Origin of the sequence: Paenibacillus agaridevorans, from assembly GCF_018604145.1 — a bacterium.
GTDB classification, from domain to species: Bacteria; Bacillota; Bacilli; order Paenibacillales; family Paenibacillaceae; genus Pristimantibacillus; species Pristimantibacillus agaridevorans.
The window spans coordinates 6,263,451-6,288,714 of record NZ_CP075889.1; the positions used below are offsets into that span (position 1 = coordinate 6,263,451).

Consider the following 25,264-nt stretch of genomic DNA (forward strand, 5'->3'; position numbering starts at 1 on the left):
TTCTAACGTTTCGAACGCTGAACCCTGCGGATCACCGTTCCGTCATGCGCCTTACTAGTCTGACAGCAGGAGGATTCCAGCCTTATTGTGTTACCGGAACCGCATTATAATACTCTTCCAAGGTCAGCCCGGATGACGCGAGCTCGCCTGCAAGCTCCGCTCCTACATAACGCATATGCCACGGCTCGTACTGGTAGCCCGTAATTTCGTCCTTGCCCTTCGGATACCTGATGATAAATCCGTATTCCGAAGCATGTTTTGCCAGCCATGCCGCTTCCTTTGTATCTCCAAAGCAGTCGGCTGCCGCGCAGGAGCCATCGCTTCCGGACAGGTCTACGGCGAGCCCCGTCTCATGCTCGCTGGTACCCGGGAGGGCGCTGTACGTTCTCGCTTTCTCGTAGCCGTCTCTCTTCACGTACCGATCGAACAGCTTCGTCTGTGTCGCGTGAGAACGATACGCCGATACGCCAGCCAGATAGATTCCGTCCTCTTCCGCCCCGGCGAACAGCTTCTCGAGCGCCTCGGCGGCTTCCTTCCGTAGCATCCGCTTCTCCACCTTCTCCGAGAAGATAAACTTCACATCGGGATACACCAGGTCGTCCGGCTCGTAATCCTCCGGAAGCTTGTTGAACGGGTTCACCAGCGCAGTGGCGCTATGCGGCTCCGCGATGACGGCGATAGCGCCGTTTTCTCCGCGAGAAATCCCTTCTTCGCCGCTGGCTCCGTGCGTCTCTCCGGCTCCTGGGGTCGATGTTGCAGTCGGCTCCGGTTTGTTCGTCTCGGCAGGCTTGTCCGTTGCATTGTTGCCCGGTCCCCCGTCCGGATCCGGCACGCTGATGCTGCCGCCGGCATTGGAGTTTCCAGCTCCAGGCACATCCCCTTCGAGCTCCCCGCCCGCCTGGCCGTTTCCATCATCTATGCCTTCAGCCAGCTTGGGCGGCTGTGCGGCTCCGCTTGCAGGATCGAACAATCCGTATTCCTGTGCTACAAAGTAACCTCCGGCTAATAGAAATCCCGTCAAAACGATCGCCAAAAATGGCTTTTTCTTCCTCATTTTCGTTCCTCCTGCAGTTTAAGGGCTGTTTTGCCTTTTGACTTTTGGTGTAAGAAAGGAGCATAATGATAATGTCTTTACAATAAGTATACTAATATTCTCTGAATGCCAAAGAAAAAAGCAAAGCGGCTTCCTCGAAAAGAGATAGAGATAAGCCTGTTTGTGCTGTGAAAGGTAGGGGTGCTTTCCTAATGTCAACTCTAGCATCTGGACGATTGCTCGGTACTCGTCCTATATTGTTTTTCTCGTTCATCCTGCTACTCAAAAGCTTTTTAGCATGGACAGTCGTCTTCCCGGACGGTGCGTCCTGGACAACCCTTCTTAAGGAAGTTCCTTTTGTGCTGATCGTCTTTAGCCTGATCGAATGGTTCGCAAGCAAGCGCAAGTTCACGTACTATCTAATCGCGAACCTTACCATGACTTCTATTCTATTTGCTGTCATTATGTATTACAAGTATTACGGCGTTATCGTCGATTATTCGGCCCTGCAGCAGGTCAATCAGGTAACCGCCGTAAAGAACAGCGTGTTCTCGCTGATGGATCCTCAATATTTGCTGATCTACATCGACGTTGTCCTGATGATCGGTCTGCTGTTCTTCCGCCGGAAGGCGAAGGAAGTTAAGAAAGCCTTCACTCGCAAGGAGAATAAGAGAGTCATGATCGCCGTGCTGTCCGTATCATTGGCGCTTTGCTTGTTCAACGTCCTGCCAAACAGCGCCAGCATGAACGAAATCGTCAAGGCTGAGCAAATGGGCATTCTTAACTACGAAGCTTACCGTATTCTGGCTAACAAAGAAATCCAGTATGTCGATTCTTCCGAAATTACGCAAGAGAAGATTCAGAATGTAAAGAACGTCCAACCGCCTGCCGAACCTAAGCTGTTCGGATCGGCGGAAGGCAAAAACCTGATCATTCTTCAGATGGAATCCATGCAAAACTTCCTGGTGGGCCTGTCCATCGAGGGTCAAGAAATTACGCCTAACCTGAACAAGCTGGTGAAAGAGAACAGCTACTTCTCCCACTTCTACCAGCAAGTCGGTCAAGGCAATACTTCGGATGCGGAGTTCGTCGTCAATACGTCGCTGTACATTCCTCCGCGGGGTGCCGCGACGCAGGTGTATGCGGGCAAGGAGCTTCCAAGCTTGCCGAAGCTAGTGAAGTCGGTCGGCTACGACACGGCAACGTTCCATACGAACGTCGTAGAGTTTTGGAACCGCGCCGAGCTGTATAAGGCTATTGGCTTCGATCGTTATTACGATGCCGAATTTTTTGGAACGGAGGATGCGATCTTCTTCGGCGCCTCCGATGAAATGCTGTACAAGAAGTCTATCGAAGAGCTTGACCGCATGAACGCGAGCGGCAAACCGTTTTACACGCAAATCATCTCCATGACTGCGCATCATCCTTACACGATTCCGCAGGAGAAACGTCTGATCGACCTGCCCGACCGCTTCGACGGCACGCTGGTGGGCGACTATATCGAGTCGCAAAACTATGCGGACCACGCGCTGGGCGAATTCATCGACGACCTGAAGGCTCGCGGCATCTGGGACAACAGCCTGATCGTGCTGTACGGCGACCATCTCGGCTTGCCGATCTACTCGCTCGACAACGGCGAGAAGGACCTGATGGCCGAAATTTACGGCCGCGAGTACACGTATACCGATATGATCAACATACCGCTTGTCGTCGTTAATCCGGGCGACGAGGCGCCAGCTACGTATGACCAGCTTGGCGGACAAGTCGACATCTTGCCGACGATCGCCAACCTGCTTGGTCTGCCGCTGGATAATCAGATGCATTTCGGCCAGGACTTGTTCAATCAATCGTACAACATTCTTCCTCAACGTTATTATTTGCCGTCCGGCTCCTTCTTAAGCAGCGAAGAGCTGTTTATGTCCGGCAGCGGCTTCAACGACGGCAAACATTACCCGCTAGCGGGTAACGGCAACAACGAGCAGCAATCGACCGAAGAGGAATTCGACCGCGCGCTGGAGCTGCTTAATTTGTCCGACAGCTTCGTGCAGTCTCTGCCGAACTGGAAGAAGAAATAAATCTCGCATAAACGTACAGAGCCCTGCCTCCAATATTGGAGGCAGGGCTCTGTTGTTTGCGCATGTTGCGCTAGCGCGGCGTTTTCGGCCAGCAAGTCGGTGTCACCGACTTACGGCTCCGCTAGCGGGCCTTTTTCGGAGATTACGTCGGTGTCACCGACTTACGGCTCCGCTAGCGGGCCTTTTTCGGAGATTACGTCGGTGTCACCGACTTACGGCTCCGCTAGCGGGCCTTTTTCGGAGATTACGTCGGTGTCGCCGACCTACGGCTCCGCTTGCGGGGCTTTTTCGGCGATTACGTCGGTGTCACCGGCCTACGGCTCCGCTTGCGGGGCTTTTTCGGCGATTACGTCGGTGTCACCGGCCTACGGCTCCGCTAGCGGGACTTTTCGAGCGAACGTAAAGTTGAGTTAACCTTTTACCGCTTCAAGCACCTCTTGTACATGTCCCTCGACGCTGACGGCGCGCCATTCGCGGATGAGCTTGCCTTCCTCGTCGATCAGGAACGTCGAACGCTCCACGCCGAGGAACGTCTTGCCGCCCCAGCTAAGCTCCTTCCATACGCCGAACAGCTCGGCCACGCCATGATTTGTGTCGGATAACAGCAGGAACGGCAGATTATGCTCCGATACGAATTGCTCGTGCGACGATAAATCGTCGGGACTAATGCCTATCACTTCCGCGTTATGCTCGGCGAACTCCCCATTGTAGTCACGGAAATCGCAGGATTCCGCCGTACAGCCAGGCGTCATGTCCTTCGGATAGAAGTAGATGACAAGCTTCTTGCCGCGATAGTCCTCCGGCGATACCTCCTGCCCGTTCGATGCCAGCAGATTAAAATTAGGCACCAGCTCTCCGACTCTAACAATACCGTTACTCATAAGTTCCGCCTCCTTAGTGTAATTGTATAGAAACCGCAAGAGCGCGAAGCATCCTGCGGGTGTTCTGCACGATTGATCTTAATTGCGCCGCAGCTTCAAACCCTGCTCATCCTCCGCGAGAAGAAGCTTGCCGACTCCTTCAACGAACACCTCGAAGGGGTAACACTCCGCCGTCAGGTTAGTGAAGTGCCAGCGTCTCCCCGGCTGCACGACAATGAACATGCCCTCTTCGTCGCCCACTGGGTTGAAGCTGTCATTCCTTCCTTGATAGCTCCCGATGCCTATGGCCTCCAACTGGTCGACCGCAAAAACCACGTTGCGGGTCGGCAATCCGATTTCACTGAGACATTGAACATCCCGATCCGGATCGAAAGGACGCTGAATGCCATTGTCCATCGTATGTCTTGCGATCAGCTCCAAAATATTGCCCGCCGGGTCCATAAAGTAGACGGAATCCGAGTTCCAGGCCTCGCTTCGGGAAATATCCCGACCCGCCTCCTTCCCTAGCTCCGTAACGGTTTCTATCCAGCCCTTCGCCTCGTCCAGCTTATTCTCCGGTATGTTGAACGCGAAGTGGTAATAAGGAGTGGACTGCCCCTCGTAGCTTCGTGCCAGACGGCTTTCCGCTTCCTCCGAAGCTCCCGGCTCCCACCGAACGAAACGCAGTGCCGTATCTCCCGCCTGGACGACCAATTGCTCCTCCTCAGCCGTCACTACAGGAAACCGAAGCCCATCCCGATAGAAGGGCAGCAGCCCAAGCGGCTCCATCGTCAAAAACGTCGCTTCCTTAATTTTCATTCGTCTCCGCCCCTTCCGAATCGACGCCGGAGCCCATCTTCTCGTAAGCAAATGTCGCTTCCGTCATCCATGTCCGCGCTTGCTCCGCGTTCGACGCAAGGCCATAGACGGCAATCAGCTTCGTCAGAGCCGCTTCCATCCCGATCCCCTCGAGGAACACGCCCCCCGCTTCGATCAGGGCATGAGAAGAGGCGTAGAGCGCGGCTGAGGCGTCCTTAAGCGGACTCATGTACACATCGATCCCGTGCGCTTTGCAACGCTCGATAAAAGCGGGCAGCGAATACGGGCCGCCGGGCAGAGCCGTCGCCGTGCCGGAGTGATGAAGATCATGCAGTATAGCGCTGGGCTTCCGGCCGCTCCATTCGTACAGCGAATAGTTCAAGCCCGGATAAGGACGTATGTACAAGACGGAATCGTCCAGGTTCAAATTCTCCGGCCCCCATGGAAGCGGAGCCGATAGCGCAGCCTTCAATCCTCCCGATAGCCTATCCGGTTTAGGATTTCTAACGTCATCCCGCCATACGAACCGCCGTTTTTCCATTGCGCCGTAAGGAAGATCGTAAGGGCTGCGGAATTGATCCGTAAACGACTCGCATTGCGCAAGCCTCGTACCGAGATAGACGAGCATCTCTCCACGATCGTTCTCGTAGACGGCGAATACGCCTGGCAACGCTTCTTCCATGACGAAGTCGATGGCCCCCGCCAAATTGCGCAGTCCGTTAGCCCGCCGATCCGCAATAGGATAATTGCTTGCGGTAAACACGATCGGCACGCCGACCCCAGCAAACAAGTAGCTGAACATCGCCGCCGTGTAAGCCAGCGTATCCGAACCATGCGTCACGATGAGACCGTCGTACGAGGCTGGATCGGCGTTCCGAATGGCAACGGCCAACGTCCGCCAATCTTCCGTCGTCAAGTTCTCGCTGAGCAAATTTAGAGGTTCGAGCGTTGACAGCTCGACATCTTTCCGGACCTCATCCGTATTGCGGTAGGCCTCCAGCAGCGCATAGGAACCGGAGTCGTGTACGTTGATGGATTTCCCCTCCGCCTTGCTGCCGATCGTCCCTCCTGTAAATATAACCAAAATCCGCTTCATGCAAGCAGCCCTCCTTCCTCAACCTTTCCTGTGAAGCTTGCCCCTGCTCCTATCTTACTACTCCTGCAGCCGCTTTGTCTAAGCAGTCAAGGGTACAGGAGGCGCGCCAAGCGCGAGCGGGAGGCACGCCAAAGCGGCCGCCCCGATCATTCAGGGCGGCCGCTTGTCATTGACGCATTACTATTCCTTGTGACTATGAACAAACGCTTCCTTCTCGCGCAGACTGTATCCGGCTTCCTTGTCGTTCCTCATGAACGGCCACCAGTTGGCTTCTCCGAAAACCCGGACCATGACCGGAATAAACAGCGGCAGCATGACGAGCGCGTACAGGAACAACCCGCACAAGACCATCGTCGCGATCTGAAGCAGCGACATAACGCCCGAAGGCAGCATGGCCGCAAATGTTCCGCCCAAAATAACGGCTGCCGACATAATGACCCCACCCATGTTCTTCATCGCTTCCAAGATGGCTTGCTTCGGCTCCAGATGGCGGAACTCGCGGAACCGGTCCATCAGGAAGATACTGTAATCGACGCCAAGCGCGACGAGCAGGACGAAGCCGAAAAACGGCACGGCCCAGCTGATGCCGGACAGGTCGAATATACGCACGAAGATAAGCTCCGTGATCGCCAGAGACGTATAATACGTAACGATCAGCGATAATACGACGTATGCCGGGATTACTATGGAACGGAACAGCACGATGAGAATAAGCGTAATGCCGACCAGCATCAGGACGACGGTCCGCGAATAGTCCGCGTTCGAGATCGTGTCGAGATCGTGGTTCATGCTCGTTACGCCGCCGATGGCGGTCACCGCTTCTTCAAACGCCGTACCCCGCAGCGCACGATCGACGGCCGCTTCCAGCGCCGGAATCTCCGCCATGGTCGCCTCCGAATACGGATTGCTGTCGAAAATAACATCGAACTTCGCCGTCATCCGATCCGGCGACATATATACATCCAGCGACGATTGGAATTGCTCGTCGTCGATCGCTTCCTGCGGGATGTACCAGCCCGTCAGCTCCTTGTCGGGAGCGCCTGCCAGGCTTTGCAGATAGCCGCCCGCCGAAGCCAGGCCGTCCGTCACTTGCGTCAAGCCGTCGACGCTCTGGTCGAGACCGCTCGTTAGTTCGCCAAGCTGATCGTTTAGCGAAGCAAAACCCGCTTGCAGCTCCTGCTGGCCGGAGGCCAGCTCGCCGAGCCCTTGCGTCACGCCCGGGATTTGGTCCACGATGGCGCCTTGGCCCGCTGCCGCCTGTGCGATGCCGCCTTGCAGCTCCGCAATGCCTTTCGCCAATTCGCCGAGTCCGGCCGCAAGCGCCGCCTGGCCGTCGGCAGCTTGCTTGTAGCCTGCGTTTGCCTGCGCCATACCGCCCGCCACGCCTGCCAGTTGGGCGTTCAGCTCCTTAAGGCCGGCTCCAAGCTGTACTGCCCCTTGCTGCAAGCCCGCTACCGCAAGCAGCGTCTCTTGATACGCCGGGTCATCCTTTAGCTCTGGATATTTGTCGCCAAGAGCGTTCAAGCCGCCAGATACGCCAGAGAGCCCTTCCGCCAGCTTACCGCTTTGGTCGGCAACAGCCTCGTAGCCAGCGCTCAGCCCGGACAAGCCGCCGCCTATGCCTTCATAGCCGCTTAACAGCTGAGCATGGGCCGCAGCCAGCTCTTGGGCGCTCGCTCGCGCCTGTTCCAAGCCCGCCGTCAGCTCCCGGGCGCCAGCCGAGCCGTCTTTCAGCCCCTGCTCGATGGCGCGCAATCCCGCCGCTAGCTGGTTCACGCCCTCGCGCAGCTCCTCCGTGCCCGCTGCAAGCTGACCTGCACCGTCCGCCGCCTCCGCAAGCTTCGGCGCGTTATCTCCCAGCGCGCTGCGGGCTTCCGCCAGACCGCTGCTGATCTCGCTCAATCCGTCTCCGCTCTTGCCGAGACCATCGTCGAGCGTCAGCACCTGATCGGAGACGAGGAAGTCCTCCAGCACTTGCCCCGTCGGACGGGTTGCGCCGCGAACCGTCTGCACGCCTTCTACCTTGGAGAGCTCGCGGCTTACTTGCTCCAGCGCCGCAAGTCCTTCCGGCGTATCCAGCGGCTGCTCCGACTTCACGATGACGTCCGTCGGGAGCGTCTCGCCGGGGCTAAAGCCCTCTGCTATAACGTTAAAACCTTTGACAGAATCGTATTTCTCCCCGATCTCGTCCAGCGAGTTAAAGGAGATCGTGCCTTTATACGCCGCGAGAAACGGCACGATCAGCACGAGCAAAATGACAAGCGCCCATACCGGACGGCGCAGCGAGAAACTGCCCACCGAACCCCACAGACGGCTTTGCTTGTGCTCCAGCGAGCCCTTTGCCGGCCAGAACAGCGCGTTGCCGAGCGCCGAGAGGAAAAACGGCACCAGCGTAAACAGCGCCAGCAGCAGGATGACGATTCCCACCGCGACCGCAACGGCGGACTGGTACAAGACGAACGTCGAGAAGCCGATGGAGGCAAATCCGACGAGGACGGCCAGCCCGGAGAAGAGTACGGTTTTGCCTGCCGTCTTGTACGTATGAATGATAGCTTCGGTACGGTCTCCGCGATGAGCCAGCTCCTCCTTGTACCTGCTGATCAGCAGGATGCAGTAATCCGTCCCGATACCGAATAAAACGGCCACCAAGAAGATCTGGGTGAAGTTTGACAGCGGGAAGTCCGCGTATTCCACGAGGAAGGAAACGATGGACTGTGACACCAAATAGCTGAAGCCAACCGCCAGCAGCGGCACGAGCGGCGCAGCGGCGGAACGGAACACGATAAACAGAATAACCAGAATGAAACCTACCGTAATATATTCCGTCTTTTTAAGCCCTTCCTCCGAGCTCTGCACCACGTCTTCGCTAATGATCCACTCGCCCGTATAGTAGTGGTCCAGCGATACGTTATCGATGGCCGCGTACAACTCGTCGCGCACGGTCCCGAGCCCGCGGTCGCCCGCGCTGACATTTAGCAGGGCCAGCACGGTACTGCCGTCCTCCGACACCATCTGATCCGCCAGCTCGGGAATATCGAAGTGGGTCGTCAGGTCGAGTATGCCGAGCGCCTTGCCCTCTTCGCCTGCCAGTCTTCCGATGGTAGCCTTCGCCTCCGCCAGGCCCTCTTCGCCAAGCCCCCCTTCCTTATGGAAGATAAGCACCGTGGACATGCCCCCGGCCTCTCCCTCCGCTCCTGCAGTTGCTCCGATCTCCGCAGCGAGTTCGCCCGCAAGCTTGGAAGAATAGCCGTCCGGCACCGTAATCTGCCCCTTCGTCCGGACCAGCTCCGCCATGTTCGGAGCGGTAAGCATCAATCCGGCCGCCGCGACCACCCATAACGCCAATACAAGCCACTTGAATTTCAGTACATACCTCATGTTTCCACTCCCTCTCCCTCTCTCTTTCTATTCCTTGCCCTCATTGCTCCCGAGTCCCGCCGTTCCCGCCATCACGTCCGCCAGCTTCTCGAAGGTAGAGATGAACCGCTCGGCCTCCTCCTCCTCAAAATGATTCATAATGTCCGCCAACATCGCTTCTACGCGCGCATCTATCGACTCGCACAGCCGCTTTCCTTCCTCCGTGAGAGTCAGAATGACGATTCGGCGGTCGCTCTCCTCGGATAATCTGCGGATGAACCCCTTATCGGACAAACGAGAGATGATCGCCGTAATGGAGCTCTTGCCCACGCCGAACACCTCGGCCAGCTCCGACGGCGTGCTGCGCCCGTTGAATTGCAAAAACCTGATCATGTTGAATTGATCCACGGTAAGCTCTGCCGGCATCAAATCCCTGAGCAGCGCGTACAATTTCCGCTCTACGGTAAAGTGGGCGCGTTCGTACCTGTGGATCAATTCTTTGATCATGTCGCCATGACAGTTATTCGACAATTTTTCTTACCTCCACTACTTAGTTCTACTGTCTAACTATTCGATAGTAGAACTATACCAGATGATCGTCTGATCGTGCAACTTCCACATTTGTAGGGAGCATGCAGGATTTTAGAAAATTTTGTCGAATTATAGGTGAAATTAGCGGATAACTCTACATTAAACATTAACCCGCATCGGAGGCCGCAAGTGACTAATCCCTCATCTAATCATCCCGGACAAGGGCTGTACATTCCGTTGCTTTGCCTAATAACGGCACTAGCCATTTTGAGCGAATGGGGCAAATTTCAATTCATATATGGCATTATCTTCACATTCACCAGTCTGTTCACCCTGCTTTCCTTGCGCATGTTCGGCCTGGGGAGAGGCATATTCGTCGCCGCTATCGCTTACGGCATCGGCTCTATTTGGCTGGGACAACCCTTCATCAACCTTCTAGGCATCCTCGAGGTTGTCATTGTCGGCCTCCTGCTGCGGCGTTATCCGGGACGATTATTCGCAATGGATGCCGTTTATTGGTTTATTCTTGGCATCCCGCTAACCTATGCTTTCTACGCGCATGAATATGCCGGGGGCTTTGATAATATTCGCCTATTCGTTGGTATTGTCGTGATTAATGGACTGTTCAACGCTCTGTTCGCCGAGATTATTCATCAATATTCGCCCAAGCATCGACTTCTCGGATTTCTCGATTCCGGCCGCAAGCCAAGCACGTTCAGCCAGATCCTTCTCCACTTTGCGTTTGGCATCGTGATGATCTCTTTCCTGCTCAATATGATGGTCAACACTGTCAGTTCCTTCAAGGAAGTCGGCATGAACGTGCAGGTTCGGGCCAAACAAACCATCTACGCGCTCTCGAAGGAATGGGAACACGCTTCTTCCGATATCCCTTGGATCGAACAGCGTACGGAGCAGTTGCAAGCCGCCATGGACCGCTATTCGTCAAGCTTCTTCACTATCAGTCTGGTCGATAGCAAAGGGACCGTTATCGCTTCCAACGTCCATTCGCTGCTCGGAAAAAGCCGAATACCCGAGAGTAACCGCACCTATGTGCGAATCTCGGACAAGCTTAAATTTTCCGAGCATACTCCCCGAACCCACAGCCTGGTCGCGACGACATGGGGCGATGAGCACTTTCTTTACGAAGAAGCGCTGCTTGATGGCTCCGGCCGTATCCTGATCGAAGTGCAGCTTAGCAGCTACCAGAACTATTTGTATGACAAATATGAGGCTCATCTTCTATTTCTGGCCATAGCCGGCCTCGCCGCCGCCCTGTTCTCTCTGTTCATCCAACGCTCAATCTCCGGGAGCCTGCAGCGACTTGCCGGGGCGACTACGAATCTGCCGCTTAAGCTGAAGGAGCATCATGAGCCCGACTGGCCTCGCAGCAACATTTTGGAGATCCATTCGCTCATTTCGAACTTCAAGCATATGGCGAGCAACCTGCGCCACTTGTTCACCGAGACGCAAATGAACAACGAGCGGCTGCAGGCGCAGGCGGAGCTGCTGCAGCAATCCGAAGAGCGGCTCCATCAGCTCGCCTACTACGATGTATTGACGGGACTGCCGAACCGCTTGCATTTCACTAAGCACCTGCAGGAATTAATCGATCTCGAACACGCGACCGGCAGCGGCCTTCGGATCGGAGTGTTTTTCGCCGATATTAACCGATTCAAGCAAATCAACGATACGCTCGGCCATTCTGCCGGCGACGAGCTGCTAAAGCTTGTGGCGCATCGATTTATGAATTACCCCGGCAAAAAATGCGACGTCTTCCGCCTCGGCGGCGATGAATTCGTGTTTATCTACGCCTACAAGCACGAAGCCGAGCTTGAGCAAGGGGCCCGCGCCATCTGCAGCTCCTTCGACGAACCGTTTGTTATTGAAGGGAAACCGCTGTTCGTAAAGATCAGCGTCGGCATCAGCAAGTATCCCGAGGACGGCGCCGATATGGACACCGTAATCCGCAACGCGGATATTGCCATGTACCATGCCAAAGAAGAGGGCAACGGCTATTACCGATTCTTTAAGCCAAGTCTCGCGCCGCTAGTCGAAGAGAAAATGCAGATCGACAACGGATTGTACAAGGCGCTCAAGGAGGAGCAGTTCTCTCTCCACTACCAGCCAAAGATAAACGCGGCAACCGGCGAGCTATGCGGCATCGAAGCGCTCATCCGTTGGAGCCATCCGGAGCTTGGCATGGTTCCTCCCGACAAATTTATTCCGCTTGCGGAGGAATCCGGCTTTATCCTTGAGATCGACAACTGGGTATTCTTGGAGGCATGCCGGCAGAACAAAGAATGGCAGGATGCGGGGCTTAAGAAGATCAGCGTATCGGTTAATATTTCCGCGCGCCACTTCTTTCAGGGCAACCTCAAAGAAATGGTGGAGCGCGGCCTTGCGGATACAGGACTGGATCCGCATTATGTCAGCCTGGAAATTACGGAAGGCGTATTCATGCGAAATATGGAGCAGGTCATCGAGACGATTTTGTATTTGCGCGGGCGGGGGATCCAGATCTCCATTGACGACTTCGGCACGGGTTACTCCTCGCTGAACCAGCTCCAGCGTCTGCCGATCTCCGACGTTAAGCTGGACCGTTCGTTCATACGCGGCATTACAAGCGACGAAAAGAAGTCCTCCATCGTCAAAGCGATTATCGATCTCGTGCACAGCATGAACATGAAAGTCGTCGCGGAAGGCGTCGAGACGGCAGACGAGTCGCAATTCTGCAAGGACCTTCGCTGCGACGAGCTGCAAGGGTATTTGTTCAGCCGCCCGCTTCCCGCGGAGCAACTGAAGGAACTGTTGATGTAGATGGGGTCAACCATGCGCTCGCATGGAGCGCTGCTAAATGACAGCCGGGCAGTCGATGCCCGGCTGTCATTTCCCTCAAAACCGGCATATAAATCACTAAAATAGCCGATGGGCAGGGACGCTCCGCCATGATACACTATTGGCATTGAAGCAGAAACAGGTACTGGGGGAGTACGATACGATGACATATCGGGTAGCACTTGCAGGATGCGGAGGAATTGCGGAAAGACACTTGGAAGCGTTAAAGCATATGAACGAATCGGGCGGCAGGGTCGAAGCCGTTGCCGCTGCGGACTTGGACAAAGGCCGCTTGCAGGCCGCGTCGGAGCATTACGGTTCCTTACTCAAGCATTACGCGGATTACAAAGAAATGATCAGAAACGAGCGGCCGGACATCGTCATTATAACTCTGCCGCATTATTTGCATGCGGAAGCGGCTTGCTTCGCCGCGCAGGCGGGCTGCCACGTTCTCCTGGAGAAACCAATGGCGCTGAATCCCGAGGAATGCAGCAGAATTATGGAGCAGGCCCGGCTAAGCGGCGTTACGATCCTGGTTGGGCATACTCAGCGTTACTTGGCCCATAACCTCCATGCCCGCCGCTTGATTCGGGAAGGCGGTCTGGGACAGCTGTTCATGGTGCACGACGTGAGACATGCCGATTATTTCGCCGAGAGCCGGCCGGACTGGTTTCTCCGCAAATCCTTGTCGGGAGGCGGCGTGGCGTTTAATCTCGGTTCGCACTCCGTAGACAAGCTCGTCTGGCTGGCGGACAGTCCCGTTGCCTCGGTCACGGCCAACATGACCTACCATGGTAATCGGGGCGACGTGGAAGGAAGCGTCATGGCGTACCTGCGGCTTCAGAACGGCGTAACGGCCACAGTCGTACAGTCCGGATACAAGGGAGCCTCCGCCAACTATACGGAGCTGCTGTTCACAAACGGTTCGTTGCGGCTGGAGACGGGACAAGCCCTTTACAAAAGTAATGGAGGCGTCTACGAGCTTTTGGACACGCCTTCGGATTCCGAGCCGTTTATCCTTCAGCTGGAGGATTTGCTGTCCGCTATCGAAACAGGCGCTTCCCTCTCCTGCACGGTGGAGGAGGCTGCGCACATCGTTGAGGTGCTTGAGGGTATATACCGCTCCCATCGGAGCGGACAAGAGGAGCGTATTGGGAATACTGCCGCAAGGACGCCGATATCGGGAGCGGAAGCGTTCGCGAACATCCCTCCTGCTCGTCTGTCGATTCACGGCGCCTGGTCGGATGCCCGTGATGGCGGAGAGCTCGCTATACTGCACTACCACTGGCTGCCCGATCAACATGGACCAAAGGCTCGCGCCAGCGTGTCCTACACGGAGGACGAGTTGCAGATCTGCCTGCGCGCTTACGAGCGTGATCCGCTCGTGCGCTATAGAAGCCAGAACGATCCGGTCTACACGGACAGCTGCCTGGAATTTTTCTTGCAGCCGTCTCCCGATACGGACGATCGTTTCTTGAACCTGGAGTTAAACGCCGCGGGAACGATACTGGCCGGCTTCGGCAAGGATCGGCATGACCGTGTCTATCTGGCCCCTGACGAGGTGCCGCCCCTGCATATCCGCGCGGAGACGAACCTCCGCGACCCGATTACGGGCGAGTGGTATTGGAGCGTCAGTATGCGCTTGCCCATGTCCTGGCTTACAAGCTTGGTCCCGAGCTTCCGGCCTGTTTCCGGGGCGAGGATGCGCGGCAACTTCTATAAGTGCGGCGACGAAACCGCACAGCCCCATTACGGCAGCTGGTCCCGCGTCCGTTCGGATACGCCCGATTTCCATCGCAGCGAGGACTTTGGCTGGCTCCTATTGGGTTAAAGGCATACACCGGCCTCGGCCTCGGCTTCAGCTTCGGAGCGGAGCAGTTATGAGCAGTTATGCTAGATTGCGTGGCATCCTTCTCGCTTGGGCCAACCTATGCCAATCCTTGCAAGCAGCACAATAAGGGGGCTGTCCCAAAAGCCGATTTGTGATTTTCGAGCTCTTGTGAAGTTTGTTTTTTTCAAGAAAAAGGACCTCGTTCCCGACTTTACAGGGGAATTCGAGGTCCTTTCGCGTATAAACTGGAACGTGCCTCTATCATTCAAGAACTTTTTGGACAGCCCCGTTTTTTTCTTTTGCGGGAGCCGTTAGCTGCAGCCCGAAAAAGTCGGGTTACAGGGCCGCACGGAGCGACTTTGCGAGCTGTAACCCGAAAAAATCGGGTTACAGAGCAGCACGGGGCGACTTTGAGGGCTATAACCCGAAAAAATCGGGTTACAGAGCCTCACGGAGCGACTTTGTGGGCTATAACCCGAAAAAATCGGGTTACAGAGCCGCATGGAGCGACTTTGAGGGCTATAACCCGAAAAAGTCGGGTTACAGAGCCGCTCGTGGCGACATTGGGCGCTCTTTTTGCAATTGACTCCGTTAATCCTCCATATTCATGCCTATCTCCCGATAGATTGTACGTTCCAGGTAATCGTGCAGGTAAAATCGCGACAATACGAAATGCGCGGCCATATCCGCTGGCTGGTAACGCTCCAGCGCGGCCTGCATTCTCGGCCTGACATCCTCGCGGTCCCGCCTGTTGCGCTGATAATTGTTCAGCAGCGAGCGCCGTTCGGCTGCGTCGCCGGGAAATAGCTCCCAGCGGTAGACGTATTTGTGAATCGCCCGCGACCGATCCGTCGCCGTCTCGTAATCGCGCATGACCGCGATCAGCTCCGCGAAGTCCCGGTTCAGCCGTACTTCGTCAAGCAGCTTCGGGATCAAATCGTAATAGTCCTCAAGCCTGTAGTTGCCCAGCTTCGCATGACCGGTGGAAGGTTCGATGCCGTGGAAAACATGGAGGAACCGATCGATAAACGTCTCAGAAACGCCGCCGCTTCCGTTCCAGAACAAATCGGCATGCAGCAGCATGGGGTACCACGTCGTCTCGAACACGCCGTACGGCACCCCAAGGCTGAACGGCCCGGTCCAGTTGGTCGCGACCACGCAATCGAAGTCGAGCTTTTCCGCCGTCCCGGCCCATTGCAGCAGATTATCGGTCCGATTTCCGATCACGGGGTAATTCTGGTGCTCCGCCCAATCGAAGCTGCGGACGGCCGGCGCGCCCATAACCCCGACGCCCAGCTTGCGGAACTTATCGGCGATCGCAGAGACTTCCGCCTCGATGTTGCGGCCGTTGTAGATCCAGATCATCGCAACGCCGCGACGGTCCAGCTTCCACAGTTCTTCTTCGGGACACTTGGCCAGCATGTCGTGCCAGAAGATCGGAATGCGGCCGCGGTCCGCCGCGAACGCGATCAGCCTGTTCAGGAAAGCGATGAACGCCCGCTCGCGCACGCCTTCGAAACGCTCCAGGCAGGTCTCGCATTCGCATAGGCTGTACACCTCGTCGCAACCGAGATGAATATAGCGGGAATCCGGATGACGATCCATCATCTCCCCGAGCAGACCCGTCACCAGTTCGTACGCTTCCTCTCGGGACGGGCACAGCTCCCCAATCGATTGCTCCGTTTCGCGCAGATGCTTATAGCGGTCGTGGCGCAGCACGTATTCGAGATGGCCGAAGCACTGCTGCAGCGGAATAATCTCGATATAATGCTCCTCCGCCTCCCGCTTCAACTCCTCGAACCAGGTTCTGCTTAATGCGTGTTTCGGATGCACCAAATGCGAATAGGTCTCGAACGGGAATTTATCTTCATATTCGATCAAAACCGCGTTGATCTTAAAGCGGGCGAATTCCGCTAAATAGGAGACGAGACGCTCCGGCTTGGAATACGTCTGCCTCAGATCATAATTCATGCAACGGATCGCCGTGACCGGCCAATCCTCGATGAGCGCGGAAGGAACGGGATTGCCCTGCTCCATCATCTGGCGGAATGTCTGAAGCCCGTAATACAAATGGGGAGCATCCGCAGCCCGGATAATGGCGCCGTCAACGCCTATGCGCAGGGAGTAGCCCTCTTTTCTCTCGGATGCCGCCCCTTCCTCCTTGTCGGTATCCAAGGCGCAGGGCGTCTCCCCTCCTGCGCGGGAGATCCGGATCCTATAGCCCGGAGCCCCCGTTTCTACTGTAACAGCCGCGCCGGGCAGCAAGCGTCGGCAATGCCTCTCCAGGCGAAGGTCTTCCTGCTCCATCGACAGCTCGACGAGGAGCGGGCCCTCGCATGAAAAACCCGCCTCCCCTTTGTATTCCAATCTTTTCACTTGAGGTAGTAACGATATCATGCCAGGTCTCCTCCATTGCAGCCTTCTATGCCGGCCTTGGCGCAATCCGTCTACACGACAGGGCCGGCGTCGTTCACCTTATTTCAGCTCCACGCCTTGGACGCGATCGTAAGCGATTCGATAAGTCTCCAGCAGCTTGTCGACGCCGAGGTTCTTAATCTCCTCCACATACTTATCCCACTCTTCCAGGCTTCTGGAACCCGTAATAAACTTAGCGAGACTCTCATCGCGGTGCTTCTTGATCGCCTGTCCCGTCAGCGAGATAATTTCGTTTTCGCTCTCCGTAAAGGCCGGGCGGGGCTGCATCGCCGGAAGGTCGTATTTGGCCGCTTCCGTATAGGCCTTCTGCAGATCCTCCGAGAACAACGACAGATGCGCATCGTAATCGATCCACGTATACGTTCCGCTCGTCTGCAGCCCTGTCGCCTTGCGCATTTCGGTAACGTCCGTAAATTCCGGCTTGAACTTGTTCGCTCCGCCTTCCTTATCGAACGTTTCACCCTCGACGCCCCAGCTCGTGAGCGTACGTCCTTCCTCGGAATAGAAGAAGTCCATGTACTGCATGACGCTCTCGATATTTTTTGATGTCGACGCTACTGTCAGGCCGCCCTCCATGTAGTGGAAGTACGGATTCTGCTGCTTGCCTCCCGGCAATCCTGCCGGCGGCGCCATAAATTGCATGTTGAACTCCGGATTCTCCTTCTGCATGGCATTGTTAAAGAAGTCAACGCGGCTGATGTAGTCGATCGTCACGAACGCTTGGCCGGTCGACATCATGTCCTGCCACTGCTTCGTCTGCAGAGAGAGGAAGTCCGGCGGAATGAGTCCCTCGTCATAGAACTTTTTCCACATGCCAACCATTGCTTTGTAGTTGTCCTCTACCGGACCGTAACGCCACTCCTTGGCATCGAAATCGAAGTACGCGCCTTCGCCCGTCTCGAAGTTAACCGTCATATTCGTATTCATCTCATCCGGGATTTGGCCGTAGCGGATCGACAACGGGTAGCTGTCCGGGTACTTGGCTTTCAGCGTCTTAAGCGACTCGTAGAGCTCGTCGTATGTCTTCGGAGCCGCCAAGCCTTCCTTCGCGAATACATCCTCGCGATACAGCCAGATCATGCGATTCGTTTCGCCGAATCCTTGGTTCGGGAACATGTACATCTTTCCGTCGTGGGATAAAGCGGCTTTTGCTTCCTCCGGATATTGCTCAATCCATTTCTTTAGATTCGGCATCCCGTCGACATATTGCATAATGTCCACGAGCGCTCCGTCCTGCCCGAATTTATTGGACTCGCGGCGGTTCGGCATATACATCAAGTCGGGCATTGTCTTGGATGCAACTACGAGGTTTAGCGATTCGCCCAGTTTGCCGGAAGGCGTCTGCACGTTGAGCGTCACTCCGGTTTTCTCCTTGAGCCACTTCCAGATCGGCCAATCTTCCGAATACGGGAACGTTGCGTTGTTGTCGAGCAGCGCGGTAAATGTCTTGTCAACCGGCGCGGACTGCCCCCCGTCTGCCGTAGCGGACGGTTGTGAGCTTGCGTTGCCTCCCGTAGCGCCTTTGCCGTTATTGCTGCCGTTGCTCGAGCATGCGACGAGCGACGAAGCCGCTAAAAATGCGGATAGAACGAGAGCTAACGATTTTTTCATAGTACCAACTCCCCTTAAATTATGGTTGATAGATTGCGAATGCCAAGCGCGGGTTCCCCCGCGCCTTGCCAGCCGGAGCAAAGGAACGTCAGCCTTTGACCGCCCCGATCATGGCCCCCTTGACGAAATACTTCTGAATAAAAGGATACACGATGAGAATCGGAAGCGTCGAAACCATAATGGTCGCGTACTTTAACGATTCCTCAACGATTTGATTATCACCTCCAATTCGGGTTACGTCTCCCGAGCTGACGCTGCCGGCCAGGACCAGGTTCCGCAGGAGCACCTGCAGAGGGAAAAGATCCGGCGTACGCAAATACAGGAGCGGGTAGATGAAATTATTCCACAAGCCCACCGCGTAGAAAAGGGCGATTGTAGCGAAGGAAGCCTTGGACAACGGAACAATAATGCGCAGGAAGATGCCTATGTCATTAAGGCCGTCCATGCGGCCGGACTCCTCCAGTTCCTTGGGAATGCCGGAGAAGAAGGTCCGCATCAAAATCAGGTTCCAGGTGCTGACGGCTCCCGGAATAACCATGCCCCACAACGTATCGACGAAGCCCAGCGAACGAACGACGAGAAATGTCGGGATCATGCCGCCTCCGAAAAACATCGTGAACACGATCAGCATCATAAGTCCTTTGCGAAACGCCATATTCGTGCGCGACAGCGAGTAGGCGCCCATCGAGGTGACGATCAGCGCGATGGTTGTGCCAACCGCCGTATAAACAACCGTGTTTTTGATGGCGTTCCACATCTTGGGGTCGCCAAGCACGATCTCGTACATGTTGAAATTCAAGCCTTTGGGCAAAATCGTTACTTCGTTTCTCATCACGTACGCGTCGCCGCTCAAGGATACCGCAAGCATGTGGAGGAACGGATATAACGTCACGACGACGACAAGCAGCAGCACGGCCGTGCTGACGACATGAAATAAACTTAATCGCTCCAGCTTCATTTTCGTTCTCCCCTCGCTACCATAAGCTCGTCTCGCTGACGCGGCGGCTTACGAAGTTGGCCGTATAGATGAAGATCAGGCTGATGATGCCCATAAACAAGTCTATCGCGGCGCCATAACTGAAGTTGCCCTGCTCCATGCCGATCCGGTACACGTAAGTGCTGATAATGTCGGCCGTCTCGTAGATGGCCGGATTCTGCAGAAGAAATACCTTCTCGAAGCCGATCTCGAGCACCGAACCGATATTCAGGATGAGCGTGATAACGATCGCAAACGAAATGCCCGGCAGCGTGACGTGCCACAGCTTGCGCATACGGCTCGCGCCGTCGATGCTGGCCGCCTCGTAGAGCTGCGGATCAACGGCGGTAAGCGCGGCCAGATAAATAATCGTCTCCCAGCCGATATGCTGCCAAATCTCCGACAGCACGTAGATCCACCGGAACATCCCCGGCTCGTTCATGAAGTTGATCGGCTTGAAGCCAAGCGCCGTTATCAATTCATTGATCAGACCGCCCGTCGGCGACAGAAACATGATGACCATGCTCGCGACGATGACGTTGGAGATGAAGTGCGGCAGATAGCTGACCGTCTGCACGAACCGCTTGAACGCCGCCTTCCGCACCTCGTTAAGGAGAAGCGCGAGTATGATCGGAGCAGGAAACCCTAATGCCAGATTCATGATCCCGAGCAGGAACGTGTTTTTCATTAGCAGCAGGAAGTCTGGATTTTCCAGAAACATCCGATAATACTTGAAGCCAACCCAATCGCTTTCCCATACGCCCCTGAACAGATTATAATTTTTGAACGTAATCACGAGCCCGAACATCGGCGCGTAACGGAAGACGAGATAATAAATGAGGCAAGGCAGGAACATCAACCACAAATATTTGTTGTTCCGCCACAACCGCCTCAGCTTGCCCGGCCGACGCCGGTTCAGCACAAGAGCTTCCTCCATGCCGGACGTAACACTCGTATGAGCCATACACATTCCTCCTCGACTTTTGATGAATGTAACGCTATCTGACACAAGCGTCGTGGACCTTGTGATTGAAGTATACTTCCCGTCGACAGGTGAAATAAATCCTCACATTAGGCTTGAAATCACCATTCCATCGAATATCGGCAGAGATGAGTATAAATGATGAAAAGTGCATATTGTCCGCTTAAGCTCAGAACCAGTATGATAGAACTTATTAAAGCGGGTACCCGCCCTTATCGCTTCGTCGCAATGCCCGACATCCGCGGCAATCCAGCAAGGAATTCATGCAATAGAGGATAGATCCGCAAATCTGCATAGTCCGCCGTTGCCAGGAGGTGCGTTTAACGATGACCCTATTGATCAAGCTCAAGCAAGGTTTTGCATCCAATTCGCTGCTCGTCAAGCTGATGATCAGCTTTCTCAGCGTCATCTTGGTGCTCGCGGCCTTTAACGCGTTCTCCTTCCTTTATTTGCGCAACAAACTTTATGACGAGATCGTCCGTTACAACGAGCTCGGCATCAAGCAGACGGTGGAGAGCTACGAAAACCACTTTCGTTTGACCCAAAATATGATTCTTTCGCTCACCCAATCCGATCGTTGGACCGCCAACATCGGCATTTTGAGCGATGTATCCAACAATCGCCGCTACGACAAGGTCAACGAGGTCAAGAGCGACCTCTTTGAGCTGTACAGCAACCCGTTCCTTCATTTCGACAACTTCATTCTCTACTTCAAGGAAGGCGGCTACGTCCTCGAGAAGGAGGGTACAAGCAGCATGGAGGATATGTTCGGGAGCTATTATGCCAGCGAGGCTTACCCGCCGGAATTTTGGAGCTCCTTCGCCGCAGACAACTATTTCATGCGGATCTTGCCTGCGGCCGTTTTTACGGAACGGTCCATGAACAATGTCCGCTCGCTTGGGCTGCAGCTGCCCGTCGTTATCAAAGCCGCGCCGTACAAGGAAGTGTACTGCATCATCATGATGAATCCTAGCAAGCTCAATACCGCATATGCGAACACGGGAGAGCCCTTCTACATCCTGGACGAGGAAGGCCGGACGCTGTACGCTTCTCATCCTTTCGTTGAGGTGCGCAGTCCCGCTTCCTACGAGAAGGGCAAGCGCCACGAACGAAGCGGAGGGCATTATTACTTCTATGAGCAAGGCGCGGATACCGGCTTCACCTACGTGCGCGTCGCGCCGATCGAGAGCATTATGTCGGAGATGATGAAGCTGAACATCCTTCTCGTGACGCTTCTCGCCGCGGCCGTGCTCGTCAGCGTTTTCGGCTCCGCGCTGTTCAGCCTTCGGCTGAACCATCCGCTCAAACGTATTATCGCCACGCTCGAGCGCAAGCAGACGATGCCCGTGCCCGCCAGTTCGGTCAAGGAATTCGCGATTATCAGCGACCGGATGAGCAGTATCATGAACGCCAACGAACGGATTCAGGAGGACCTCGATAAAAAAAATTCGCTGGTTCGCCAATACGCTTATACGAACAAAGTCAAGAACATTCCGATGAACCTGAACCTTACCGAGCTCGAGGACGCGGTGCAACTGAACGAGCCTTACGCGGCCGTCCTGTATGAAATCGGGTTTACGAATACGGATTCCGAATACGATCAGGAGATCCAGCTGCTCCGGAAGCTCGTCCACGGACTGTTCGCCGGACTCGGCGAGGAGCCCGTCACGCTGCAGATCGAGCACAACCAGCTGATGTCTCTGCTGTTCCAACCGGGCTCCATCCATGAAATCCACCGCGTGCTGAATTTGCTGAAGGAGCTGCTGCAGGTCGAAGACTATCTCTGCCTGACGATCGCCGTCAGCCCGATCTACCCGGAGGATATGCCGATTACGCTCGCGTACGAGCAGCTGTTGCAGTTGTTGAAGGAGAAGAGGCTGACGGGGGAAACCCAAATCATCGCCGAACCTCGTTCCCCGGGAACGCGAGCCCTTCCTTTAAAGGTCACGCAGCGCGAGGAACTGCAGTCCCGGCTTCTGTCCGGGAGCGAGGACGTCGTATTCGAGTGGGTGGAGCGCCATCTGGAGCAGCTTACGAAAAAGGATGCCCCCGCAGCGGACTTCCTGTCCTATGCGCGAGGGGTGGCGGAGCAGGTCGAGAAGGCGCTGGCAAAGCTTAACGTGCCCGAGTCCGCTGTCGACGGCAAGCTGCACGATTACGATGCCCTCGGCCGGTTCTACTCCGCCGATCAGTATAGGCAGTGGTTCCGCGAGCTTATCCGCCCCGCCATGTTCGCCATCCGGGCGAGGACGGAGACGAAAGACCCCATCACGAGCTTCGTTACGGATTATTTGAACAGTCATCTCCGAGAGGATATCAATCTTGATCTCGTAGCCGATAAGCTAAACATTACGCCCGGCTACCTCTCCAGCTACTTCAAGGAGAAAACGGGCACGAACTTTAGCGATTACCTGAACGATCTGCGGATCGGACGCGCCAAGGAGCTTCTCCTGAATCTGGAGCTGCGTATCCAGGATGTGGCGTCCGAAGTCGGATACCATAACGTCAATTCGTTTATCCGCATGTTCAAGAGATATTCCGGCATTACGCCGGGGGAATACCGTAAGCGGAACATCTGAGCTCCGTGCCGGCAATCAGCAATCAGCTTTTAGAGATCATGGATCGAATAAACATGAGCCGCCAGCAAAGCGAAAAAGCGCCCCCAGGAATCAACGGATTCCGAGGGCGCTTCTTGGCGCGTTGGCATAAAATTGTACACGTATATTAGCCGCTTCCTAAGCCGGCTGAGCCGCCCCGCCCTGCTGCAGCTGATACATCGCGTAATATTTGCCGCGATGCTCCATGAGTGCGTCATGGTTGCCTCGTTCTACGATAACGCCGCGGTCAAGCACCAGGATTTGATCCGCTTGGCGGATCGTCGACAGCCGGTGCGCGATGACAAACGTCGTGCGTCCCTTCTTCAGAACATCCAGCGCTGCCTGAATGATGGCCTCCGTCTCCGTGTCGATGCTTGCCGTCGCTTCGTCCAGGATGAGAATCGCCGGATCGTAGGCCAGCGCCCGCGCGAAGGAGATGAGCTGGCGCTGTCCGGCGGAGAGCGTCGCCCCCTTCTCGATAACCGGCGCGTCGATCCCCCCCGGAAGACTCATGAACATCTCGTACGCGCCGACGTCCTTGAGCGCCTGCACGATCTGCTCCCGGCTGATGGCCGGATTGTCCAGGCTGACGTTCGAAGCGATCGTGCCCGTAAACAGGAACGGATCCTGCAGCACGATGCCCATATGCTGGCGAAGCAATTGCTTCGGAATGTCGCGTACATCCTTGCCATCGACAATAATGCGACCCTTCCCCTCAGCCAAATCGTAAAACCGGAACAACAGGTTCAGGATGGAGCTTTTGCCCGAGCCCGTGTGACCGACCAGCGCCACCGTCTCGCCCTGGCGGGCGTGGAAGGAGATGCCCTTTAGCACATAGTCGTCCTTCTTGTAGGCGAACGTGACGTTGTCGAACTCGACGTCGCCCTTGTACCGCTCCATCTTGCCCAACGTTACGTCGATTCCTTCTTCGTCCATCAGCTTGAACACGCGCTCCGCCGAGACGCGTGCCGTCTCCAGATTGGACAGCTGGTTGACGATACCGACGATCGGCGCGAACATCCGGTTCATATAGTCGACGTAAGCGTACAGTACCCCGACCGTGACCAGAGTGCCAAGCGTGCCGCCCCAGAACATCCAGATGACGATGAGGAACAGCACGTTCCTTACGACGTTGACGAGGTTGTGGGAAGTGATGGAGTTGAGGCTGAGCAGCTTGTTCTGGTACTTGAAGTAGTAGTTGTTCAGCTCCTCGAATTCCTTTGTCGTCTCCTTCTGACGCCGGAATGCCTGGATGATCGTCATCCCTTGGATGGACTCGTTGATCATCGCGTTGATCTCGCTGAGCTTCGTCCGGATAATGCGGTTATATTTGGCCGCGAACTTGCGGTAGACGATAATCCACACGACAAGAATCGGGACGAGCGGCAGCGTGATAAGCGCCAGACGCGTATCCAGCAGGAACAGCGCTCCAAAGATACCTACCATGTAGATCGCCCCCGTGAAAAAGTTCGCAAGAACCCCCACGTACAACTCCCGAATGGCTTCCGTGTCATTCGTCACCCGAGAGACGACCTGGCCTGCGGCCAAATTGTCATAGTATTGCACCGGCAGACGCTGCGTGTGCGCGAACACGTCGCCGCGCATTTGGCGCACGATACGGTTCGCGGACGTCTGCAGCAGGAGACGCTGGCCATAAGCGAACATCGCAACCAGAATAAGCAGGCCGAAATACATCGCGGCGAGCCGAAGCAATCCCGGCACCTCCGGCTTGTAGAAGGCGTAGAGCTCCTTCTTTGTCAGCTTCTGCACCGGAAACTGCGCAGATGCGCCCGTATCGGGATCGGTAACGGTCATAATGCCGCCTTCTACTTTCTTGGCGCCGTTTTGCGTCAGCTCCCCATCCAGGAAATAATAGCTCCGACCTACTTGCAGGACACGCACTTCCTTGCCGGCTGCCGCCGCTCCGACCGCTTGCCCTTGCGACTCGCCGCCGGTTTCTCCGCCGTCCGACTCGAGGCGATCTTCCCTTACATACCACTTGCCCCTATATTCCACGGCGTAAGCCCGCTCGCCCTGCACCTCGTGCCAAGGCTTCTCGATGCCGAGAATGTTCTGGTCGATCATCCGCTTCGCGATCAGCGGTCCCGTCAGCTCGGCGCATACGGCCAGTACAAGCAGCAGCATCGCCAACAGAATCGGCTTCTTATATAACATGGCGTATTGAAACAACCTCTTGCCCGTTGGTGTACCCATCGTTTTTCACG

General features: G+C 55.6%; 16 protein-coding genes. 5 read left to right on the forward strand and 11 right to left on the reverse strand.

What is annotated here, in order from left to right; translation table 11 throughout:
- Positions 1-82: 82 nt before the first annotated feature.
- Positions 83-1,054 carry a M15 family metallopeptidase gene (locus KJW29_RS25135; protein WP_214626690.1) on the reverse strand — a complete coding sequence of 324 codons (972 nt, stop codon included), beginning with the start codon at positions 1,052-1,054 and terminating at the stop codon, positions 83-85.
- 191 nt (positions 1,055-1,245) lie between these two features.
- On the opposite strand from KJW29_RS25135, the gene KJW29_RS25140 reads away from it, so the two are divergent.
- On the forward strand, positions 1,246-3,108 hold the full coding sequence (locus tag KJW29_RS25140) for an LTA synthase family protein (RefSeq protein ID WP_214626691.1): 1,863 nt from the start codon (positions 1,246-1,248) through the stop codon (positions 3,106-3,108).
- A 150-nt stretch (positions 3,109-3,258) separates the two neighbouring features.
- Entirely contained in the window at positions 3,259-3,522 is a 264-nt protein-coding gene (locus KJW29_RS25145) for a hypothetical protein (protein ID WP_214626692.1), read from the forward strand.
- Here KJW29_RS25145 and bcp read toward each other — a convergent pair.
- From bcp to KJW29_RS25170, 5 genes are all read right to left on the reverse strand, one after another.
- Positions 3,519-3,989: a thioredoxin-dependent thiol peroxidase gene (gene bcp, locus KJW29_RS25150; RefSeq protein ID WP_214626693.1), complete on the reverse strand. Its 471-nt coding sequence runs from the start codon at positions 3,987-3,989 to the stop codon at positions 3,519-3,521. The two genes, KJW29_RS25145 and bcp, sit on opposite strands and share 4 nt — an antisense overlap.
- Before the next feature lie 78 nt (positions 3,990-4,067).
- Positions 4,068-4,787: a VOC family protein gene (locus KJW29_RS25155; RefSeq protein ID WP_214626694.1), complete on the reverse strand. Its 720-nt coding sequence runs from the start codon at positions 4,785-4,787 to the stop codon at positions 4,068-4,070.
- The gene (locus tag KJW29_RS25160; protein WP_214626695.1) at positions 4,777-5,883 is read right to left on the reverse strand and encodes an asparaginase; all 1,107 of its coding nucleotides are present in this window, start codon (positions 5,881-5,883) and stop codon (positions 4,777-4,779) included. Before KJW29_RS25160 ends, KJW29_RS25155 begins: the two co-directional genes overlap by 11 nt.
- A 180-nt stretch (positions 5,884-6,063) precedes the next feature.
- Positions 6,064-9,261, reverse strand: a complete 3,198-nt coding sequence (locus KJW29_RS25165; protein WP_214626696.1) for an MMPL family transporter — start codon at positions 9,259-9,261, stop codon at positions 6,064-6,066.
- 27 nt (positions 9,262-9,288) lie between these two features.
- Entirely contained in the window at positions 9,289-9,771 is a 483-nt protein-coding gene (locus KJW29_RS25170) for a MarR family winged helix-turn-helix transcriptional regulator (RefSeq protein ID WP_246608369.1), read from the reverse strand.
- A 189-nt stretch (positions 9,772-9,960) separates the two neighbouring features.
- Between KJW29_RS25170 and KJW29_RS25175 the strand changes: the two genes are divergently transcribed.
- Positions 9,961-12,588: a putative bifunctional diguanylate cyclase/phosphodiesterase gene (locus KJW29_RS25175; RefSeq protein ID WP_214626697.1), complete on the forward strand. Its 2,628-nt coding sequence runs from the start codon at positions 9,961-9,963 to the stop codon at positions 12,586-12,588.
- Positions 12,589-12,769: 181 nt separating this feature from the next.
- The gene (locus tag KJW29_RS25180) at positions 12,770-14,437 is read left to right on the forward strand and encodes a carbohydrate-binding family 9-like protein (RefSeq protein WP_214626698.1); all 1,668 of its coding nucleotides are present in this window, start codon (positions 12,770-12,772) and stop codon (positions 14,435-14,437) included.
- Positions 14,438-15,028: 591 nt separating this feature from the next.
- Here the strand turns inward: KJW29_RS25180 and KJW29_RS25185 are convergent.
- From KJW29_RS25185 to KJW29_RS25200, 4 genes are all read right to left on the reverse strand, one after another.
- Positions 15,029-16,834, reverse strand: a complete 1,806-nt coding sequence (locus KJW29_RS25185; protein ID WP_214626699.1) for a glycoside hydrolase family 20 zincin-like fold domain-containing protein — start codon at positions 16,832-16,834, stop codon at positions 15,029-15,031.
- Positions 16,835-16,912: 78 nt separating this feature from the next.
- On the reverse strand, positions 16,913-18,484 hold the full coding sequence (locus tag KJW29_RS25190) for an extracellular solute-binding protein (RefSeq protein WP_214626700.1): 1,572 nt from the start codon (positions 18,482-18,484) through the stop codon (positions 16,913-16,915).
- 88 nt (positions 18,485-18,572) lie between these two features.
- On the reverse strand, positions 18,573-19,442 hold the full coding sequence (locus KJW29_RS25195; protein ID WP_214626701.1) for a carbohydrate ABC transporter permease: 870 nt from the start codon (positions 19,440-19,442) through the stop codon (positions 18,573-18,575).
- A gap of 16 nt (positions 19,443-19,458) precedes the next feature.
- The gene (locus tag KJW29_RS25200; protein WP_246608894.1) at positions 19,459-20,316 is read right to left on the reverse strand and encodes an ABC transporter permease; all 858 of its coding nucleotides are present in this window, start codon (positions 20,314-20,316) and stop codon (positions 19,459-19,461) included.
- A gap of 452 nt (positions 20,317-20,768) precedes the next feature.
- Between KJW29_RS25200 and KJW29_RS25205 the strand changes: the two genes are divergently transcribed.
- Entirely contained in the window at positions 20,769-23,021 is a 2,253-nt protein-coding gene (locus KJW29_RS25205) for a helix-turn-helix domain-containing protein (protein WP_214626703.1), read from the forward strand.
- Positions 23,022-23,177: 156 nt separating this feature from the next.
- On the opposite strand, the gene KJW29_RS25210 is transcribed toward KJW29_RS25205, so the two are convergent.
- Positions 23,178-25,253: an ABC transporter ATP-binding protein gene (locus tag KJW29_RS25210; protein WP_214626704.1), complete on the reverse strand. Its 2,076-nt coding sequence runs from the start codon at positions 25,251-25,253 to the stop codon at positions 23,178-23,180.
- Positions 25,254-25,264 lie beyond the last annotated feature (11 nt).